Below are 18,714 nucleotides of genomic sequence, written 5' to 3'. Positions count from 1 at the left end.
CCACCGCAAGGGTTTCCGGGCTACTTTCTGCGCGGCCCGGTGAGCCTAGGCCGCCACCCTCGAGGGCTCGGGCAACACCGTCACGTCGACGTCGCCCGCTGCGCGCGCCACCAGCAGGTCGACGAACGCCTCGGTGTCGCCCAGTGCGCCGGGCACCATGCCGACGCGGAGGTTGGCGCAGCGGTCCACCATGCGGTCGCGCAGCAGGCCCTCGGCCACCATGAAGCTGACGGCGACCACCCGCTCCGCGTCCGCCTGGAGCCGTGGCACCACCTCCTCGACGGCGTCGCCGCCGTCGAGCGCAGCCACGGCCCAGCGGCCCCAGCCCAGCCGGGGCGAGGCCGCGATGGTCTCGGCGACGGCGGTGACGGCGGGGCGGTCCGACGAGCCGGCCACGAACACCAGCACCGCGGTGTCGGGGTCGGGCAGCACGCCCGCCTGGGCGAGCACCTCCTCGCAGGCGTTCAGGAGCCGCGAATCGGGGCCCAGCGGCGGCGCGAGCGTGATCGCCGAGCCGTGGGCGCCGAGCGCCCGGGCGGCCGCCGGGATGTCCACGCGTGCGTGGTACGCCCTCGTCAGCAGCACGGGAGCGGCGACGGCGGGCCGGCCGGCGAGCGCGGCGGCCACGTCGTCGATGCTCGGTCCGTGGTGGTCCAGGTAGGCGGTGTGCACCGTTCGGCCCGGCTCTCGGAGGCGCACCGCCCCGGCGATCCGCTCCACCGCCGCCGCGTGGCGCGGGTCCGGCGAGCCGTGCGCGATGAGGACGATGTCCATCAGATCGACGCCCCGGCGTAGCGGTCGGGCGCGTCGGCCATCCCGGCGGCGAGGGTGGCGCCGTCGGCGTCGTCGATCAGCAGGAACGCCCCGGTGCGGCGCAGCTCGTGGTAGTCGTCGATGGGCAGGTCGTCGGCGAGGCGGATCCGCACGCGGCCGATGTCGTTGAGCTCGAGCTGCTGCGGGGCGCGCGCGTACTCGACGGCCTCGATGTCGAGCTGGTCCAGGATCTCCTCCACCAGGGCGCGGACGGTGCGGGTGCCGGCGCGCAGGAGCACGCGGTCACGGGGACGCACGGGCCGCTCCGACAGCACGCACACCATGCCGCTGACCGAACGGGTCACGTGGCCGGGCTCCTCCGCGGAGGCGAGCAGGTCACCACGGGAGATGTCGATGTCGTCGGCCAGGCGCACGGTGACCGACTGCGGCGCGAACGCCTCGGTCAGTTCCCGGACGGAACCGTCGGCCTGGCCCTGGTCGATGCCGATGACGCGCGAGCGGCGGCCCGAAGGCAGGACGGCGACCTCGTCACCGACCCGCACCACGCCGGCGGAGATGCGGCCGGCGTAGCCGCGGTAGTCGCGGTGGTCGTCGGACTGCGGGCGCAGCACGGCCTGCACCGGCAGCCGCAACGGCTGCGTGGCCGGATCAGTGCCCACCGGCACCGACTCGAGGTGCTCCAGCAGCGTCGGGCCCGAGTACCACGGCGTGTTGGCGGAGCGCTCGACGACGTTGTCGCCCAGCAGCGCCGACAGCGGCACCGCCAGCACGTCGTCGATGTCGAAGCGGGCGGCCACCTTGCGGGCGTCGGCGACGATGTCGTCGAAGCGCGCCTGGTCCCAGTCGACGAGATCCATCTTGTTGACGGCGATCGCGACGTGCCGCACGCCCAGCAGGCCCGTGACGGCCAGGTGGCGGCGGGTCTGCTCGACGACGCCGTGGCGCGCGTCGACGAGGATCAGCGCCAACTCCGCCGTCGAGGCACCCGTGACCATGTTGCGGGTGTACTGCACGTGACCGGGGGTGTCGGCCAGCACGTAGGAGCGGTTGGCCGTGGAGAAGTAGCGGTACGCCACGTCGATCGTGATGCCCTGCTCGCGTTCGGCGCGCAGGCCGTCGGTCAGCAGCGCCAGGTCCGGCCCCTCGAGGCCGCGCTCGCGGGAGACCCGGTCGACGGCCTCGAGCTGGTCCGCCAGCACCGACTTGGTGTCGTACAGCAGCCGGCCGACGAGGGTGGACTTGCCGTCGTCGACGGAGCCCGCCGTCGCCAGGCGGAGGAGGTCGTGCGTGCTCATCAGAAATACCCCTGCTTCTTGCGGTCTTCCATCGCGGCCTCGGAGAGCCGGTCGTCGGCGCGGGTGGCCCCGCGCTCGGTGATGCGGGAGGCGGCCACCTCGAGGATCACCTCGGCCACCTGCGCGGCCTCCGATTCCACCGCGCCGGTGCAGCTCATGTCGCCGACGGTGCGGTACCGCACCAGGCGGGTCTCGACCGTCTCGCCGTTCCTCGGGCCGCCCCAGTCGCCGGGGGCCAGCCACATGCCGTCGCGCTGGAACAGCTCGCGACGGTGGGCGTAGTACAGGCTGGGCAGCTCGATGTCCTCGCGCTCGATGTAGCGCCACACGTCCAGTTCGGTCCAGTTCGACAACGGGAACACGCGCACGTGCTCACCGGGCGCGTGGCGGCCGTTGTACAGGTCCCACAGCTCGGGGCGCTGGCGGCGCGGGTCCCAGGCGCCGAACGCGTCGCGCAGCGAGAAGACGCGCTCCTTGGCCCGGGCCTTCTCCTCGTCGCGCCGGCCGCCGCCGAACACCGCGTCGAACCGGCCCTTCTCGATCGCGTCGAGCAGCGGCACGGTCTGCAGCGGGTTGCGGGTGCCGTCGGCGCGTTCGCGCAGCCGGCCGTCGTCGATGTAGTCCTGCACCTTGGCCACGTGGAGGCGGGCACCGATGCGCTCGACGGTGCGGTCGCGGTAGTCGAGCACCTCGGGGAAGTTGTGCCCGGTGTCGACGTGCAGCAGCGCGAACGGCAACGGCGCCGGCGCGAAGGCCTTGAGCGCCAGGTGCAGCATGACGACGGAGTCCTTGCCGCCGCTGAACAGGATCACCGGGCGCTCGAATTCGCCCGCGACCTCGCGGAAGATGTGGATGGCCTCCGACTCGAGGTGGTCGAGGTGACTGAGGATGTAGCTCATGTGTGCAGTCCGCATTCCGTCTTGTTCTTGCCCGACCATCGGCCGGCCCTGGGGTCCTCACCGGCCGCGACCGGCCGGGTGCAGGGCTCACAACCGATCGACGGGTAGCCCTTCTGGCGCAGTGGGTTGAGGTGGACCTCCTCCTCGAACGCGAAGCGCTCCACGTCCTCGTCGGTCCAGGCGGCGATGGGGTTGATCTTGACCATCTGCCGCTTCGCGTCCCAGCCCACCAACGTGATGTCGGTGCGGGTGGGCGCGTCCACTCGGCGCATCCCCGTCACCCAGGCGCTGCGACCGCTGATGGCCCGCTCCAGCGGCTCCACCTTGCGGATGGCGCAGCACTGGTCGGGGTTGGTCGCGTAGAGCGCGGGCCCGTGCTGCGCGGCCTGCTCCGAGACCGACAGCAGCGGGAGCACCGTGCGCAGGCGCACGCGACCGGCGTAGTGGTCTCGGGTCTCCAGCGTCTCGCGGAAGTGGAAGCCGGTGTCGAGGAAGAACACGTCGAGCTGGGGTGCGCTCTGCGCGATCAGCTCGACGAGCACCTCGTCGCCCATCGACGACGCGGCGGTCACGTCGTCGCCGAAGGTCTCCGACGCCCAGATGAGCACCTCCCGGGTCAGCGCGACCCGGCCAAGGTGCCCCTGGAACCGCTCCTCGGCCTCGAGGGCGGCGAAGCGGGCCTGGGCCTCGGCGGCGGTGTCGAGGAGCGTCATCGCAGGTCGTCCTCGTCGGCCCGGTGCGCCCACTGGCGGAAGGATTCGCCGTCGACGCGCTGCGCGAGGAACGTGCGGGCGAGGCGCTCGATGTAGTCGGGCAGGTCCTCCGCCGCCACCTTCAGCGCGCGGGTCTTGCGGGCGAGCTGCGGCTCGAAGCCCAGGCCGCCGCCCAGGTGCACCTGGAAGATCTCGGTGAGGTTGCCGTCGGCGTCCTGCTGGACCATGCCCTTGAGGCCCACGTCTGCCACCTGCGTGCGGGCGCAGGCGTTGGGGCACCCGTTGACGTGGATGGTGAACGGCACGTCGAAGTCGGGCAGCCGGGCCTCGAGCTCCTCGACGACCAGCCGGGCGCGCGCCTTCGTCTCGACGAGGGCGAGCTTGCAGTACTCGATGCCGGTGCAGGCCATCACGCCGCGCCGGAACTCCGAGGGGCGGGCCTGCAGGTCGAGCGGGTTGAGCGCCGCGACGAGGGCCTCGGTGTTCTCCGCCGGCACGTCGAGGACCAGCAGCTTCTGGTGCGGGGTGAGGCGGACGCGACCCGAGCCGAACTGCTCTGCCAGGTCGGCGATGCGCTTGAGGCGGCTGCCGGAGACGCGGCCCGCGATGGGCGCCACGCCCACCCAGAACAGGCCGTCGTTCTGCGGGTGGACGCCGATGTGGTCGCGACGCGCCTCCGACGCGTCGGGCGCCGGCCCGTCGGCCAGCGTGCGGTGGAGGTACTCGTCCTCCAGGACCCTGCGGAACTTCTCAGGGCCCCAGTCCGACATGAGGAACTTGAGGCGTGCCTTGTTGCGGAGGCGGCGGTAGCCGTAGTCGCGGAAGATCGACGTGACGCCGGCCCACACCTCCGGGATCTCGTCGAGCGAGACCCACGCGCCGAGTCGCTGGGCGAAGATCGGGTTGACCGACAGGCCACCACCGACCCACAGGTCGAAGCCGGGGCCGTGCTCCGGGTGCACGACGCCGACGAACGAGATGTCGTTGGCCTCGTGCACGATGTCGAGCACCGGGTTGCCGGAGATGGCGGTCTTGTACTTGCGGGGAAGGTTCGAGAACTCGGGGTTGCCGATGTAGCGCTCGAGGATCTCGCGGACGGCCGGGGTGCCGTCGACCAGCTCGTTGGCGGCGATGCCGGCCACCGGCGAGCCGAGGATGACGCGCGGGACGTCGCCGCACGCCTCGGTGGTGGACAGCCCGACGGCCTCGAGGCGGCTCCAGATCTCCGGCACGTCCTCGATCCGGATCCAGTGCAGCTGGATGTTCTGGCGGTCCGAGATGTCGGCGGTGTCGCGGGCGAACTCGCTGGAGACACCGGCGATCACGCGGAGCTGCTCGTTGGACAGGGCGCCACCGTCGGAGCGCACCCGCATCATGAAGAACTCGGCGTCCAGCTCCTCCGGGGCGAGCGTGGCGGTCTGGCCACCGTCGATGCCCTCCTTGCGCTGCGTGTAGAGGCCCCACCAGCGCATGCGGCCCCTGAGGTCGTCGGCGGGGATCGACGCGAAGCCCTGCTTCGAGTACACGTCGATGATCCGCTGCCGGACGTTGAGGCCGTCGTCGGCCTGCTTGAACTCCTCGTTCGCGTTGAGCGGGGTCTTGTCGCCGTCCGCCCACGCGCCAGTCACCTGAACGCGCTTGGGCCGCGCTGCCACATCAGTCATGGGGGGTCCTTCTCTAGGGCCGTGTCACCCCGACACAACCGGGGGTCAGGACCAGATAGTCCCCACATCGCCTCCAGCGAACATGTCAATTCTTCAACTACGTGTCACCGGTAGGCCACGGGCGGTCCCCTCACCCTCGACGGGGATGCCGCGGATGCCGATGAGGCCGAGGAACGCCGTGGGGTGGGTGCCGCGGACCGTGACGGTCGCGCCCGTGGCTTGCGTGAGCCTGACGTCGGCGCTGTAACCGGCCGCCTCGGCGTAGCGCAGGGCGACGCGCCTGCCGGCTCCGACGTCGAGCATGGGGCCGGCGTCGGTGAGCGTCACCTGGTGCACGGCGGCACGGGCGGCCTGCGCGGCGATCTCCCGGGCCTCCTGCTCCGCGGCGGCGTGCCCGGCGAAGTCGACGCCGAGCCCGATGGTGACGATGAACGCGGGGAGGGCCACCGCCGTCCACACGGACAGCGACAGCCCTCTCTCGTTGCTGCGCAGCATGCCGCCATTGAACTAGGCGGCGGGGTCATCGGCCCGGAGCAGCCTCAGAGCACGGCGCCGGGGCGGTAGGCGGCGGCCTCGGGGTCTGCGGCGACGACCTCGTCGACCCGGGCGGCGATGCGGGCCACCTGTGCCTGCGCGGTGCCGGCCAGTTCCAGGGGGCTGACCACCAGGGAGCCCAGCTCCTCACGCGTCAGGCCGAGCCGCTCGTCGGAGGCGAGCCGGTCGAGGAGGTCGTTGCTGCGGGCGCCCTTGCGCAGGTCGAGCGCCACGGCCACGGCGTGTTCCTTGATGGCCTCGTGCGCCACCTCGCGGCCAACGCCCTTGCGCACCGCCGCCATCAGCACCTTGGTGGTGGTGAGGAACGGCAGGTAGCGCTCGAGTTCCGCCTCGATGACTGCGGGGAAGGCGCCGAAGTCTGCCAGCACCGTCAGGAAGGTCTCGAACAGCCCGTCGAGCGCGAAGAACGCATCCGGGAGCGCGACGCGGCGCACCACGGAGCAGGACACGTCGCCCTCGTTCCACTGGTCGCCGGCGAGCTCGCCCACCATCGAGACGTAGCCGCGCACGACCACTGCCAGGCCGTTGACGCGCTCGCACGAGCGGGTGTTCATCTTGTGCGGCATCGCCGACGAGCCCACCTGGCCCTCCTTGAAACCCTCGGTGACCAACTCGATGCCGGCCATGAGGCGGATGGTGGTGGCCACGTTCGACGGTGCCGCCGCGACCTGCGCGAGGGCGGTGACGGCGTCGTAGTCGAGCGAGCGGGGGTAGACCTGGCCCGTGGACGTGAACACGGCGCCGAAGCCCAGCTCGTCGGCGATGCGGCGTTCGAGCTCGGCCAGCTTGTCGGCGTCGCCGCCGAGGAGGTCCAGCATGTCCTGCGCCGTGCCCACCGGGCCCTTGATGCCGCGGGCCGGGTAGCGCGCGATGAGGTCGTCGAGGCGGTCCAGGGCGACGAGCAGCTCGTCGGCGGCGGTGGCGAAGCGCTTGCCGAGCGTGGTGAGCTGCGCGGCGACGTTGTGCGAGCGGCCGGTGAGCGGCTGGTCGGCGTACTGCGTGGCCAGGCGCGCCAGTTCGGCCAGGGACGCGACCACGCGCACGCGGACGAGGCGCAGCGAGTCGAGCACCTGCAGCTGCTCGATGTTCTCGGTGAGGTCACGCGACGTCATGCCCTTGTGGATGTGCTCGAAGCCCGCCAGCGCGTTGAACTCCTCGATGCGCGCCTTGACGTCGTGGCGCGTGACCCGCTCGCGCTCGTCGATCGAGGCGAGGTCCACCTGGTCGACGACACGCTCATAGGCGGCGATGACCTCGTCGGCGTCCGCTCCGCCGAAGTCGACGCCGAGGTCGCGCTGGGCGCGCAGCACGGCAAGCCACAGCTTCCGCTCGGCGACGATCTTGGCCTCCGGTGCCCAGATCTGACGCATCTGGGTGGACGCGTAACGGTTGGCCAGCACATTGGGGACGCTCATGGCGCGTAATCCTATCGTTGCGCGCACCCCTCAGCTGACCTCGCCGACCAGATGCGGCTTGCCCTCCCTGTTGACGACGGCGAACCGCCACGAGCCGTCCTGCCCGGCGGCGGCGAAGCCGACCTTGCCCGGCAGCAGGATGGGCTTGGCGAACTGCACCTGCACCTCGTAGGTCTCGGGGAGCCGACCCCCCAGCGCGGCCAACGCCCGGGCATGCGTCCACATGCCGTGGATGATGGGCCGCGGGAAGCCGAACAGCCTGGCCGTGAGCGGGTACAGGTGGATGGGGTTCGAGTCGCCGGACACCCTCGCGTACTGGCGCCCGAGGTCTGCAGGCAGCCGCCACTGCTGCGACGGCGCCTCCTGCGGCGCGGTCAGGCGCAGCGCGTCGGCCGGCTCGCCCTCGACGCGCGCGCCGGTGGCCAGGTAGGTGGAGCTGCCGCTCCAGGCCAGGTCGTCGCCGACGTGGATCTCGCCCACCATGTCGAACACCGCGCCCTTGGCGTGCGCGGCGAGGTGCTCGGTACGCACCGCCATGCGCAGCCCCTCCCCCACGCGGACCGGGCGGTGCAGGCGCATCCGGTTGCTGACGTGCACCAGCCCGGCCAGGGAGAACGGGAAGTCGTCCTGCGCCATCAGCGCCGCCTGCATGGGGAAGGTCTGCACGTGCAGCCACGTGGCCGGGACCGTGTCGCGCAGCGTGAAGCCGGTCACCTTGCAGTACTCGGCCAGCCCACGGAGGCTCTGCTCGTGCCCCATCACGAGCATGGACCTGTCGGGCAGCCTGGCGCGGCGGCCCTTCTTGGTGACGGCCCCGGCCAGCGCCTTGAGCAGCAGCTTGTTCACGTCTGGCAGCTCACGCAGTTCCACCACGTCGCGGCCCATGTCAGGCACCCACCAGGTTCTGGCCGCACACGCGCACCACCTGGCCGTCGACGCCGCCTGAGGCAGGCCCGCACAGGTAGGCGAGCGTCTCGGCCACGTCCACGGGCTGCCCGCCCTGGCCGAGCGAGTTCGTGCGTCGGAAGATCTCGCGCTGCACGAACGGGATGGCCGCCGTCATCTCGGTCTCGATGAAGCCGGGCGCCACCGCATTCGTCGTGATCGGCCGGTCCCGCAACTCGTCGCGCATCGCCCACACCAGCCCCATCACGCCGGCCTTGGAGGCGGCGTAGTTGGTCTGGCCCTTGTTGCCGGCCACGCCGGACGTGGACGCGATGCCGACGATGCGGGCCTCCTGGCCGAACCCGCCGGGCACGTCGTGGTGGAGGAGGTGGTCGTTGATGCGCATCTCGGCGGCGAGGTTGACGTCGAGCACGGAGCCCCACAGCTTCTCGTCGAGGTTGGCCAGCATGCGGTCGCGCGTGATGCCGGCGTTGTGCACGATGGCCCAGATGGTCTCGCCGGCAGCGCGCGAGGCGACGTGCTGCGCGATGCGCGCGCCCGCGTCGGGGGCCGTGATGTCGAGTTGCAGCGCCGAGCCCTTGATCTCGTTGGCCACCCGCGCCAGCGCGTCGCCCGCGGCCGGGATGTCGACGGCGACCACGTGCGCGCCGTCACGCGCGAACGTGCGGGCGATGGCGGCGCCGATGCCGCGGGCCGCGCCGGTCACCACCACGGTGCGCCCCTCGAACGGGCGGTCGCTCAGCTCGTGGGCGACCTTCGCCCGCCCGACGCGCCAGGCCTGGCCCGAGACGAACGCCGAGCGCCCCTCCAGCAGGAACGACAGCGTCGAGGCGAGGTCTGCGGCGCCGGCGCCGCTGCGCAGGAAGACGAGGTTGGACGTGGAGCCCGCGCGCAGTTCCTTGCCGACGGTGCGGTTGATGCCGTCGAGCGCCTGGGCCACCGCCTTGGCCTCCAGCCCCTCGACGTCAGCCGCATCCGTGGCGAGGATGATGACGCGGCCGGAGGCCTCGAGGCCCCGCATCACCGGGCGCAGCACCTGGCGCACCTTCTCGAGCTGGGTGATCTCCCGCACCGCGGTGGCGTCGATGACGAGCGCACCCGGCTTGGACTGGTAGCGCGGCGGCTGCTGCCTGCCCCTCTCGTCCGGCGTGCGGTTGGCCGCCACGTCGACGAGGGGCTGGCCGGGGGTCACGCCCAGCAGCGCGAGCGTCTCGCGGGCCACTCCCCCGCCGTCGAGTTCCGCCAGCACCACCGGCCCGGTGGGCATGGTGCGCCCGCGCCGCAGCCGGGGCGGGTCCGTCAGGCCGAGCTTGCGGGCGACGAACTTGCCTGCAGGGGTGCCGTAGATCATCTCCAGTGCGTCCATGTCATGCCTCCAGAATCGCGACGATGCCCTGGCCGCCGGCCGCGCAGATCGAGATGAGGCCGCGCGAGCCGGGCCCCTTCGCCGCCAGCATCTTCGCCAGCGACGCCGTGATGCGGCCGCCCGTGGCGGCGAACGGGTGTCCGGCCGCCAGCGAGGAGCCCTTCTCGTTGAGCTTGGCGCGGTCCACTGCGCCCAAGCCCTGTTCCTCGAGCGACGCGAGGGTGGCCAGCACCGTCGAGGCGAATGCCTCGTGGAACTCGTAGAAGTCGAAGTCCTGCAACGACAACCCGTTGCGCCGCAGCAGCTCGGGGATGGCGCGCGCCGGCGCCATCAGCAGGTCGTCGGTCCCGGTGACGTAGTCCGACGCCGCCACCTGCGCGTCGACCACCTTGGCCAGCACCGGCCAGCCCTTGGCCCGGGCATGTTCCTCCTCGGCCAGCAGCACCAGTGCGGCACCATCGGTGAGCGCCGTGGAGTTGCCCGCGGTCATGGTGGGGTCGTCCTTGCCGAAGACCGTGCGGAGCTTGCCGAGGGCCTCCATGGTGGTGTCGGCGCGCAGGATGCCGTCACGGGCCACCTTGAGGTAGGGGGTGACGAGGTCGTCGAAGAATCCCTCGTCCCAGGCCGCGGCCAGGCGCTGGTGGGAGTGGAGGGCCAGTTCGTCCTGTGCCTCGCGGCTGATGCCCCACTTCTTCGTGGTCAGCGCCTGGGACTCCCCCATGCTCAGCCCGGTGCGGGGCTCCACGACGGCGGGCGGCACCGGCACGAGGTCTGCAGGGCGGATGCCGGCGATGGCTGCGAGCTTCTGCGGCACGCTGCGCGCCCGGTTGAGGGCCAGCAGTGCCTTGCGCAGCGGTTCGGTCACGACGATGGGCGCGTCCGACGCGGAGTCCACGCCGCCCGCGATGGCGACGTCCGCCTGCCCCAGGCGGATCTTGTTGGAGGCGTAGACCACGGCCTCGAGGCCGGTGGCGCACGCCTGCTGCAGGTCACACGCCGGGGTCAACGGTGACAGCGCCGAGCCCAGCACGGCCTCGCGCGTCAGGTTGAAGTCGCGCGTGTGCTTGAGGACGGCGCCGGCCACCACCTCGTCGACCTTCTGCCCGGCCAGGCCGAAACGGGCGACGAGCCCGTCGAGCGCCGCCGTCAACAGATCCTGTGCGGAGGCCACGGCATACTTGCCGCCCGCCTTGACGAAGGGGGTGCGGTTGCCGCCGACCACCACCGCGGTACGTGGGTTCATGGGGAGATCCTCCGTTGAGCTCGACCAGGGAAAGTTATCTGTGACCGAGGGTAGCAGGTACGATGAGTTTCGGGTACTGTCAGTCACATGAACAAGGTGGAGCACGCCGTCGACGGCCGCGCGGCGCGCTGGGAGGAGCACAACGCCCAGCGACGGCGCGTGCTGGTCGAGGGCGCCGTGAAGGCCATCCGGGCGCACGGCCCGGGCGTCGGGATGGACGAGATCGCCGCCATGGCGGGCACCTCCAAGACCGTCCTCTACCGCCACTTCGGTGACAAGGCGGGCCTCTACCAGGCGGTGGTCGCCTCCGTCCACGCGTTCATCCTGCGCAAGCTGCCGCTCGCCGAGGGCGACCACCTCCACCCTGCGGACCTGGTCTCGCAGGTGGCCGACGCCTACCTCGCCGTCGTCGAACGGGACCGCAACCTCTACTTCTTCGTGACCTCCCGGCCCACCGGCGACACCCCCACCTCGGATCCGGTGGGGTCCATCACGGCCCGGATCGGTGACCAGGTGGCCGACTCCATGCGGGCCTGGCTTCGCCGCGAGGGGCTGAGTGAGGATCCCGCCAACATCTGGGCCCACGGCGCCGTCGGCTACATCTGGGCCGTCGCCGACCGGTGGATCGTCACCAACCTGCGCCGCCCCCGGGCCGACGTCGTGGCCTACATCGACCAGTTCTTCCGCCCCGCCTTCGAGGCACAACAAGCACAAAGGAGTGACACCCCATGACCATCACCCCCACCGGCGAAGGCCTGCGCCGCGCGCTGGACGGCCCCTTCCACACGCAGAAGCAGCGGTGGCGCGACGAGGTCGGCGCCGACGACGTGGTGCGCGCCACCGACCTGTCGATGGAGGAGGCCCGCGAGTGGGCGCTCGACAAGCTCACCGTCCTCGCCCGCCGCAACTTCGTCACCGCCGGCTTCCCGGCCGCCCAGGGCGGCACCGGCAACGCGGCCGAGTCCGTGGCGAACTTCGAGATGCTGGCGATGGGAGACCTCTCACTGGTCATCAAGTCCGGCGTCCAGCACGGCCTGTTCGGCGGCGCCATCACCAACCTCGGCACCCAGTGGCACCACGAGACGTTCCTCCCGGGTGCCATCGACGCGTCGCTGCCGGGCTGCTTCGCGATGACGGAGCTGGGCCACGGGTCCGACGTGCAGTCGATCGAGACCTCGATCACGTGGGACCCGGACGCCGGCGAGTTCGTCGTGCACTCCCCCACCCCGACGGCGGCGAAGGCCTACATCGGCAACGCCGCCAGCCACGGCCGCATGGCGGCCGTCTTCGGGCAGCTGTGGGTGGCCGGCGAACACCACGGCGTGCACGTGGCCCTCGTCCCGATCCGCGACGAGCAGGGCAAGGCCATGCCCGGGGTGACCATCGGCGACCACGGCCACAAGGGCGGCCTGCTCGGCGTCGACAACGGCACCCTCTCCTTCGAGCACGTGCGGGTGCCACGCGAGATGCTGCTGGACCGCTACGGCGGCGTCGACGAGGACGGCACCTACCACTCGGCCATCGAGTCCAAGAACGCCCGCTTCTTCACGATGCTGGGCACGCTGGTGCGTGGGCGCATCTGCGTGGGCGGCGGTGCGGCGTCGGCCGCCCGCAAGGCCCTGTCGATCGCGGTCCAGCACGCCAACCGTCGCCGCCAGTTCCGCCAGCCGGGGTTGGGCGAGGAGATCCCCCTGATGGACTATCTGCAGCACCAGCGCAGGCTGCTCCCCCACGTCGCCCGCGCCTACGCCTACGGATTCGCCCAGAACGAGATCGCACTGCAGCTGCAGCGGATCATGGACGACCAGGGCAGGGACGCGCAGGCCGCCCGCGAGTTGGAGACCCGCGCCGCGGGCATGAAGTCGGTGCTCACCCGCTGGGCCAACGACACCCTGCAGGAGTGCCGCGAGTCCTGCGGCGGCGCCGGCTACATGTCGGACAACGGCATCACGATGGCGCGGCAGGACGCCGACATCTTTGCCACGTTCGAGGGCGACAACACCGTCCTGCTGCAGTTGGTGGCCAAGGCCCTGCTGCTCGACTACAAGTCGACCTGGGGCGACATGGACCTGGCCGGCACCGCCCAGAAGACGGCCAAGCTGCTCGGCAGCCGCTTCCTGGAGCGCACCACCGCCCGCTCGGCGATCGACCGGCTGGTGGCCACGGCCAAGCGCAAGTCCGAATCCGAACAGCTCCGCGCCCGGGGCTGGCACGTCGAGATGTTCGAGTACCGGGAGCGCCACGTCGTCGAGGGCCTCGCGCAGCGCATGCGGGCCGCGGCCAGGGAGAAGTCGTTCGACGCCATCAACGCCTGCCAGCCGCACATGATCGAGGCGGCCAAGGCCCACGTCGACCGCGTGGTGCTGGAGGCGTTCGTCGAAGGCATCGACGAGTGCTCCGACGACTACGTCAAGGCGCTGCTGATCAAGGTGTGCGACCTGTATGCCCTGGCCACCATCGAGGCGAACCGGGCCTGGTTCCTCGAGCACGAGGCGTTCGACGCCAGGCGCAGCAAGGCCATCACGTCCGCCGTCGACGCGCTGTGCGGCGAACTGCGCCCGCAGTCGCTGGCGTTGGCCGAGGGCCTGGGCGTCCCGCAGGAGTGGCTGGTCCATCCCCGCCGGGCCGTGCCGCCGATCATCGAGTCCGCAGAGCCGGTCAGCGACGAGCGGGAGCTGCGCAGGGTCAGCTGATCGCGATCTCGGAGCGCGTGTGTGGCAACTCCACCCACGTGCGTCCGGGAGCCATGGCGAGGGGCTTGCCGCCCGCCAGCGTGAAGGTGAACTTCTCCGCCATGGCACCCTTGGTCCACGTGCCGGTGACCGCCTTGCCGCCCTGGAGGTAGAAGAACGGGCCGCTGCTGTCGATGATGTCGACGACGGGATCAGCCGCGCCGCCGCCCTTCCAGATCTTGTCCATCCACCACTTGGCCTGGATGACCAGCACGTTGTCGCAGACCAGCTGCGTGTCGCCCTCGACCACGTGCGGGCCCCACGGCTGGTGCCGGGCGTAGGTGTTGGTGCCCGGGTCGTACTCGTAGCTCATCGCGAAGTCCCTGCCGTACGGGACCGACACCTTCGAGCCGGCGCTGCCCACCGCCGTCGACGACCGCGCGGGGTCGGCCACGAACGGCAGGTAGTCGGCGGGCGGCGGCGCGGTCATCCGCTCGGCCAGCTTCGCCATCTCGGCGGGGTGGGCCATGATCGCGCGGTCGAACTGGCTCTTGCCGTTGGCCTTGTAGATGCGCGAGCGGTCGACGCTGAAGGCCCCCTTGTCACGCCACTCGAGGTAGGTCATGCGCTCGAGGTTCTCGTCGTGGGCCTTGACGTAGTTCATCACCCATTCGGCGGCGCCCGTGTTGCCCAGCACCGCCCCGAGGGGGCTGAGCAGGGGGACGTCGACCGGCCGCATCGACCGGATGGGCCCGACCGCGTCCGGGTACCGGCTGTGGAACACCGGGACGAGGCGCGTGTAGGAGTCGCCGTTGGGCTGGCAGAACCACAGGTCCGCGTCGGCGAACCCGGCGGTCTGCGGGTTCTCCTGCTTGAGGTTGGGCACCTTGAGCGCGACGGCGGGGCCGAGCAGCGTGGCGGCGTCGTCGACGGGCAGCCACGTCAGCGGCGCCCTCGTGACGGGGGTCGGCGACGGGCTGGGCGTGGGCGACGGCTTCCGCGAGGGCTTCCTCGACGGCGAGGGGCTCGGTGAGGGCGCCACGACGACGGGCTCCTCCCCCGCGCAACCCGCCAGGGCACCGGCGGTGCCGCCGAGCAGGCCGAGAAGTACGTGTCGTCGCGTCGTCATCGACTGTCCCCTTGGGTCTGATGCAAAGTCGCCCCATGGTAGCCCAGCGGCGACGGGCGGTTTCAGTGCGGGATGCCGATGTCGGTGCGGCTGAACCCATCGGCATAGTCGATGCGGGCCAGGAGCCCGTAGGCATTGGCCCGGGCAGCGTCGACGTCGGCTCCCCTGCCGACGACGCCGAGCACGCGGCCACCGGCTGCGACGAGCTGCCCGTCCTCGAGGCGCGTGCCCGCGTGCAGCACGTAGGCGTCGTCCTCGTCGGAGGGCAGCGTGATGGCACCGCCGGCTGCGGGCACCCCCGGGTAGCCGGCCGCGGCCCGGACGACGACGAGCGCGGCGCCGTCGCGCCACTCGAGTTCGCCGACGGTGTCGAGCTCACCGCGGGCGGCGGCGCGCAACACGCCGGCCAGCGGGGTCTTCAGCAGCGCCAGGACCGCCTGGGTCTCCGGGTCACCGAAGCGGACGTTGAACTCGACGATGCGCAGCCCCTTCGACGTCAGCGCCAACCCGGCGTAGAGGAGGCCCACGAACGGCGTGCCGCGGCGGCGCATCTCGGCGAGCGTGGGGTTGACCACCTCGTCCATCACCTGCCGCGTGAGGTCTGCCGGGGCCCAGGGCAGCGGGCAGTAGGCGCCCATGCCACCGGTGTTGGGTCCCTCGTCGTCGTCGCCCACCCGCTTGTAGTCCTGGGCGGGCAGCAGCGGGAGGGCGCGTTCGCCGTCGCAGATGGCGAACAGCGAGGCCTCGGGGCCGTCGAGGAAGTCCTCGATGACGACGCGTCCGCAGCTCTCGGCGTGCGCGATGGCCTCGTCACGATCGTTGGTCACCACGACGCCCTTGCCCGCGGCCAGACCGTCGTCCTTCACGACGTAGGGGGCGCCGAACTGGTCTAGTGCCGCCTCGACTTCCGCCCGGGTGGTGCACACGCGTGCCTCTGCGGTGGGCACGCAGGCTGCGGCCATGACCTCCTTCGCGAAGGCCTTGGAGCCTTCGAGGACGGCCGCGGCCCGGCCGGGCCCGAACGTGTCGATGCCGGCCTCGCGCAGCGCGTCGGCGACTCCCGCCACCAGCGGCGCCTCGGGCCCGATCACGACGAGGCCTGCCCCGAGGTGCTGCGCCAGCGCGACCATCTCCTCGGGCGAGGCGGGGTCTGCGGTGTGCAGCGTGGCGATGCGGGCCAGGCCCGGGTTGCCGGGCACGGCGTGCAGTTCGGTGACGGACGGATCGGCGACGAGGGCGCGGCCGAGCGCATGCTCTCGGCCGCCGGAGCCCAGGAGGAGGATCTTCACCCGGGACAGCCTAGTGGGCCTCAGAGCGCGGGCGGGGTCTCGTCGTCCCTGATGGGCTCGTGGTCGACGTCCTCCTCGATGTGCTTCTGCGTGCCCACGCGGAGCCCGAAATAGGCCACCAGCACCATGGCGCCGACCGGGATGACCCACCACCAGTTCCAGGGGATGCCGCCCTCGGCGAAGGCCGCGATGGCGAAGCCGACGGCGAACAGGACGGCGCCGACCGCCAGGGCGATGACGAGCCACTTCATTCTCGGTTGCACGGCCCCTCCTCGGGTAGGTGATGCCCCGACCCTACGCATCACGGGGCGCACCTTCATCACCCGCAAAGGTGCGCAACTGGCCGATGGCCTCCTTCTCCAGTTGGCGCACCCGCTGGCGGGTGAGCCCCAGGGACCCGGCGATCTGGTCGAGCGACTGCGGCTCCCCGGTGAAACCGAACCGCCTGCGCAGGACCTCCGCAGCCAGCGGGTCATGGAAGCGGACACCGCCCAGCAGGTGTCGGCACAGTGCCCGGGCCTCGACGGGGCCGGTCACCGAGCAGCCGTCGTCGGCCGCCTCCTGCGCGCAGTACTCGAGCCCGACGGGCGTCCGGAGCTCCGCCAGCCAGCGCACCATGTCGGGATGGGCACCCTCCTCCTCCAGCGCGGGCGAGTTGGCCCGCACGAAGCCGTGCCAGCCCTCGCCCTGGGCGGAGAACAGCGACGCGACCCGACGGTAGGCGGCGTCGACGTGGATGGGGATGCGGATCAGGTCTGCCTGGTCGGCCTCGGCCCGTTGCACGGCCTGCCGCAGCCACCACACCGCATAGGTGGCGAACCTGTTGCCCCTGCGGTGGTCGAACTTCTCCGCCGCGCGCACCAGCGCCGCCGCTGCCTCCTGGACCCGGTCCGCCAGCGGGAGCCGCGGGCTGGGCTGCGCCGCTGCCACCCGCAGCGCCAGCCCCAGGTGCCGTTGGATCAACTCCTCCATGGCCCGGGCGCCCGCGGCTGCGACCCGCTCCAGGTCCGTCCGGGGGCGGCGCGGGCACCCCTCGGCCAACAAATGTCTGGCGTAGACGCCCGCCTCGATGGCAGCGCACAGCTGCCCGTCGGCGTCGGTCCTGCGATGCATCCGTCGCTCCCCTCACTCGATGGGGACGACACTATTCGCACCGACTGACAATTGAGCGGCATGCGATTCGCTAACCCGAGCGCCCACGCTCCCGGGCGTCCAGCTCGGCGTCCGCCCGCTCGGCCGCCTCCGCGGAGCGCTGCACGAGAACGCGGAAGCCGACGATCGCCAGGATGAACGCACCGCCCAGCGGCACCGCCCACCACCAGCCCCAGCCGATCTGCTCCTGGGTCACCGCGATGACCACCGTGCCCACCATGAACACGGCGAGCAACGCCACCAGGGCGACCACGAGGGGCTTGAGTCGCACGTCAGATCAGGTCGTGGATGGCCACCGACTGCTCGCGGCCCGGGCCGACGCCGATGCCGCTGATGCGCACGCCGACGAGTTCCTCGAGGCGCCGCACGTAGGCCTGGCAGGTGGCGGGCAGGTCCTCGAACCTGCGGGCGCCCGAGATGTCCTCGTGCCAGCCGTCGAGGTACTCGTAGACCGGCTTCGCGTGGTGGAACTGCGACTGCGTCATCGGCATGACGTCGTGGCGCACGCCGTCGACCTCGTAGGCGACGCACACCGGGATCTTCTCCCAGCCGCTGAGGATGTCGAGCTTGGTCAGGAAGATGTCGGTGAAGCCGTTGACCTTGCAGGCCTGCTCCACCAGCAGCGCGTCGAACCAGCCACAGCGACGGGGGCGGCCCGTCGTCGCGCCGAACTCGCCGCCGATCTCCCGCAGCTTCTCGCCGTCCTCGTCGAACAGCTCCGTCGGGAACGGGCCCTCGCCCACGCGCGTGGTGTAGGCCTTCGCGATGCCGATCGTGCGGTCGATGCGCGTGGGGCCGACGCCGCCGCCGGTGGTGGCGCCGGCCGCCGTCGGGTTGGACGACGTCACGTACGGGTAGGTGCCCTGGTCGACGTCGAGGTGGTGCGCCTGCGCGCCCTCGAACAGCACGACCTTGCCCTCGTCGAGCGCGTCGTTGATGAAGCGGCCCGAGTCGATGATGTAGGGGCGGATGGTGTCGGCGTGCGCCAGCAGCGAGTCGACGATCTCGTCGGCGATGATCGGGCGGCGGTTGTACACCTTCACCAGCAGCTGGTTCTTCTGGTCGAGCGAGGCCTCCACCTTCTGGCGCAGGATCGACTCGTCGAGGATGTCCTGGATGCGGATGCCGAGGCGGTTGACCTTGTCGGAGTAGCAAGGGCCGACCCCGCGGCCGGTGGTGCCGATGCGGCGCTTCCCGAGGAACCGCTCCGTGACCTTGTCGAGCACCTTGTGGTACTCGGTGATGATGTGGGCGTTGGCCGACAGGTACGGGTGGGGCACCTCGACGCCGCGCTCCTTCAGGACCCGCAGCTCGCTGGCCAGCACGTCGAGGTCCACCACCACGCCGTTGCCGATCACCGTCGTCGTGCCGGGGTTCAGGATGCCCGACGGGAGCAGGTGCAGGATGAACTTCTCGCCGCCGACGACCAGCGTGTGACCGGCGTTGTTGCCGCCGGAATAGCGCACGCACAGATCCACGCGGTCACCGAGCTGGTCGGTCGCCTTGCCCTTGCCCTCGTCGCCCCATTGCGCTCCGACAACCACCACACTTGGCATTGGCATACACCCTTCGTACATAGAGATGGCCCCGCGCGTAGCTTGGGGCCGTGCCACCGCAGTCTACCCCGCAGGGGCCTGGAGCA

The 18,714-nt window shown here is 71.4% G+C and carries 18 protein-coding genes; 2 read left to right on the top strand and 16 right to left on the bottom strand.

The features are described from left to right. Positions 1-45 precede the first annotated feature (45 nt). The 10 genes from ABEA30_RS02715 to ABEA30_RS02670 form a co-directional block, all read right to left on the bottom strand. Positions 46-774 carry a sirohydrochlorin chelatase gene (locus ABEA30_RS02715; protein WP_345578598.1) on the bottom strand — a complete coding sequence of 243 codons (729 nt, stop codon included), beginning with the start codon at positions 772-774 and terminating at the stop codon, positions 46-48. Next, positions 774-2,069 (bottom strand): sulfate adenylyltransferase subunit 1, encoded by a 1,296-nt coding sequence (locus tag ABEA30_RS02710; RefSeq protein WP_345578595.1) that lies wholly within the window; start codon positions 2,067-2,069, stop codon positions 774-776. The genes ABEA30_RS02715 and ABEA30_RS02710 overlap by 1 nt, the downstream gene beginning before the upstream one ends. Beyond that, positions 2,069-2,968: a sulfate adenylyltransferase subunit CysD gene (cysD, locus tag ABEA30_RS02705; RefSeq protein WP_345578592.1), complete on the bottom strand. Its 900-nt coding sequence runs from the start codon at positions 2,966-2,968 to the stop codon at positions 2,069-2,071. The genes ABEA30_RS02710 and cysD overlap by 1 nt, the downstream gene beginning before the upstream one ends. After that, positions 2,965-3,681, bottom strand: coding sequence for a phosphoadenylyl-sulfate reductase (locus ABEA30_RS02700; RefSeq protein WP_345578589.1), 717 nt, complete (start codon positions 3,679-3,681; stop codon positions 2,965-2,967). The genes cysD and ABEA30_RS02700 overlap by 4 nt, the downstream gene beginning before the upstream one ends. Then, positions 3,678-5,345: a nitrite/sulfite reductase gene (locus ABEA30_RS02695; RefSeq protein WP_345578586.1), complete on the bottom strand. Its 1,668-nt coding sequence runs from the start codon at positions 5,343-5,345 to the stop codon at positions 3,678-3,680. The genes ABEA30_RS02700 and ABEA30_RS02695 overlap by 4 nt, the downstream gene beginning before the upstream one ends. Positions 5,346-5,438: 93 nt before the next feature. Continuing rightward, complete coding sequence (locus ABEA30_RS02690) at positions 5,439-5,840, bottom strand: hypothetical protein (protein ID WP_345578583.1); 402 nt, start codon at positions 5,838-5,840, stop codon at positions 5,439-5,441. Between the two features lie 44 nt (positions 5,841-5,884). Beyond that, on the bottom strand, positions 5,885-7,315 hold the full coding sequence (gene purB, locus ABEA30_RS02685; protein WP_345578580.1) for an adenylosuccinate lyase: 1,431 nt from the start codon (positions 7,313-7,315) through the stop codon (positions 5,885-5,887). A 30-nt stretch (positions 7,316-7,345) separates the two neighbouring features. Then, positions 7,346-8,200 carry a MaoC family dehydratase gene (locus ABEA30_RS02680; protein WP_345578835.1) on the bottom strand — a complete coding sequence of 285 codons (855 nt, stop codon included), beginning with the start codon at positions 8,198-8,200 and terminating at the stop codon, positions 7,346-7,348. A 1-nt stretch (position 8,201) separates the two neighbouring features. Beyond that, positions 8,202-9,587: a 3-oxoacyl-ACP reductase gene (locus ABEA30_RS02675; RefSeq protein WP_345578577.1), complete on the bottom strand. Its 1,386-nt coding sequence runs from the start codon at positions 9,585-9,587 to the stop codon at positions 8,202-8,204. A 1-nt stretch (position 9,588) separates the two neighbouring features. Then, on the bottom strand, positions 9,589-10,830 hold the full coding sequence (locus tag ABEA30_RS02670; protein ID WP_345578574.1) for an acetyl-CoA C-acetyltransferase: 1,242 nt from the start codon (positions 10,828-10,830) through the stop codon (positions 9,589-9,591). Positions 10,831-10,917: 87 nt separating this feature from the next. Between ABEA30_RS02670 and ABEA30_RS02665 the strand changes: the two genes are divergently transcribed. Beyond that, positions 10,918-11,562 carry a TetR/AcrR family transcriptional regulator gene (locus ABEA30_RS02665; protein WP_345578571.1) on the top strand — a complete coding sequence of 215 codons (645 nt, stop codon included), beginning with the start codon at positions 10,918-10,920 and terminating at the stop codon, positions 11,560-11,562. After that, positions 11,559-13,523, top strand: a complete 1,965-nt coding sequence (locus tag ABEA30_RS02660) for an acyl-CoA dehydrogenase family protein (protein WP_345578568.1) — start codon at positions 11,559-11,561, stop codon at positions 13,521-13,523. Before ABEA30_RS02665 ends, ABEA30_RS02660 begins: the two co-directional genes overlap by 4 nt. Here ABEA30_RS02660 and ABEA30_RS02655 read toward each other — a convergent pair. The 6 genes from ABEA30_RS02655 to ABEA30_RS02630 form a co-directional block, all read right to left on the bottom strand. Next, on the bottom strand, positions 13,516-14,631 hold the full coding sequence (locus ABEA30_RS02655; RefSeq protein ID WP_345578565.1) for a DUF3048 domain-containing protein: 1,116 nt from the start codon (positions 14,629-14,631) through the stop codon (positions 13,516-13,518). The genes ABEA30_RS02660 and ABEA30_RS02655 overlap by 8 nt on opposite strands. 62 nt (positions 14,632-14,693) lie before the next feature. Then, on the bottom strand, positions 14,694-15,920 hold the full coding sequence (purD, locus tag ABEA30_RS02650; protein WP_345578562.1) for a phosphoribosylamine--glycine ligase: 1,227 nt from the start codon (positions 15,918-15,920) through the stop codon (positions 14,694-14,696). A gap of 20 nt (positions 15,921-15,940) precedes the next feature. Continuing rightward, a complete protein-coding gene (locus tag ABEA30_RS02645; protein ID WP_345578559.1) occupies positions 15,941-16,171 on the bottom strand; it encodes a hypothetical protein in 231 nt (76 codons plus the stop codon). 43 nt (positions 16,172-16,214) lie between these two features. Next, positions 16,215-17,033 carry a sigma-70 family RNA polymerase sigma factor gene (locus ABEA30_RS02640; protein ID WP_345578556.1) on the bottom strand — a complete coding sequence of 273 codons (819 nt, stop codon included), beginning with the start codon at positions 17,031-17,033 and terminating at the stop codon, positions 16,215-16,217. 70 nt (positions 17,034-17,103) lie between these two features. Further along, a complete protein-coding gene (locus tag ABEA30_RS02635; RefSeq protein WP_345578553.1) occupies positions 17,104-17,343 on the bottom strand; it encodes a hypothetical protein in 240 nt (79 codons plus the stop codon). A gap of 1 nt (position 17,344) precedes the next feature. Beyond that, positions 17,345-18,628, bottom strand: a complete 1,284-nt coding sequence (locus tag ABEA30_RS02630; protein ID WP_345578550.1) for an adenylosuccinate synthase — start codon at positions 18,626-18,628, stop codon at positions 17,345-17,347. Positions 18,629-18,714: the final 86 nt, after the last annotated feature.

The organism is Tessaracoccus lubricantis, from assembly GCF_039544535.1.
Classification (GTDB): domain Bacteria; phylum Actinomycetota; class Actinomycetes; order Propionibacteriales; family Propionibacteriaceae; genus Arachnia; species Arachnia lubricantis.
Note: the sequence above shows the minus strand (reverse complement) of the source record. Positions and strands in the feature narration are given on the sequence as shown.

Excerpts from the sequence above, each read along its gene's own strand:
- ABEA30_RS02715 (WP_345578598.1), bottom strand. The coding sequence starts at position 774 with ATGGACATCGTCCTCATCGCGCACGGCTCGCCGGACCCGCGCCACGCG.
- ABEA30_RS02710 (WP_345578595.1), bottom strand. The coding sequence starts at position 2,069 with ATGAGCACGCACGACCTCCTCCGCCTGGCGACGGCGGGCTCCGTCGAC.
- cysD (WP_345578592.1), bottom strand. The coding sequence starts at position 2,968 with ATGAGCTACATCCTCAGTCACCTCGACCACCTCGAGTCGGAGGCCATC.
- ABEA30_RS02700 (WP_345578589.1), bottom strand. The coding sequence starts at position 3,681 with ATGACGCTCCTCGACACCGCCGCCGAGGCCCAGGCCCGCTTCGCCGCC.
- ABEA30_RS02695 (WP_345578586.1), bottom strand. The coding sequence starts at position 5,345 with ATGACTGATGTGGCAGCGCGGCCCAAGCGCGTTCAGGTGACTGGCGCG.
- ABEA30_RS02690 (WP_345578583.1), bottom strand. The coding sequence starts at position 5,840 with ATGCTGCGCAGCAACGAGAGAGGGCTGTCGCTGTCCGTGTGGACGGCG.
- purB (WP_345578580.1), bottom strand. The coding sequence starts at position 7,315 with ATGAGCGTCCCCAATGTGCTGGCCAACCGTTACGCGTCCACCCAGATG.
- ABEA30_RS02680 (WP_345578835.1), bottom strand. The coding sequence starts at position 8,200 with ATGGGCCGCGACGTGGTGGAACTGCGTGAGCTGCCAGACGTGAACAAG.
- ABEA30_RS02675 (WP_345578577.1), bottom strand. The coding sequence starts at position 9,587 with ATGGACGCACTGGAGATGATCTACGGCACCCCTGCAGGCAAGTTCGTC.
- ABEA30_RS02670 (WP_345578574.1), bottom strand. The coding sequence starts at position 10,830 with ATGAACCCACGTACCGCGGTGGTGGTCGGCGGCAACCGCACCCCCTTC.
- ABEA30_RS02665 (WP_345578571.1), top strand. The coding sequence starts at position 10,918 with ATGAACAAGGTGGAGCACGCCGTCGACGGCCGCGCGGCGCGCTGGGAG.
- ABEA30_RS02660 (WP_345578568.1), top strand. The coding sequence starts at position 11,559 with ATGACCATCACCCCCACCGGCGAAGGCCTGCGCCGCGCGCTGGACGGC.
- ABEA30_RS02655 (WP_345578565.1), bottom strand. The coding sequence starts at position 14,631 with ATGACGACGCGACGACACGTACTTCTCGGCCTGCTCGGCGGCACCGCC.
- ABEA30_RS02645 (WP_345578559.1), bottom strand. The coding sequence starts at position 16,171 with ATGAAGTGGCTCGTCATCGCCCTGGCGGTCGGCGCCGTCCTGTTCGCC.
- ABEA30_RS02640 (WP_345578556.1), bottom strand. The coding sequence starts at position 17,033 with ATGCATCGCAGGACCGACGCCGACGGGCAGCTGTGCGCTGCCATCGAG.
- ABEA30_RS02630 (WP_345578550.1), bottom strand. The coding sequence starts at position 18,628 with ATGCCAAGTGTGGTGGTTGTCGGAGCGCAATGGGGCGACGAGGGCAAG.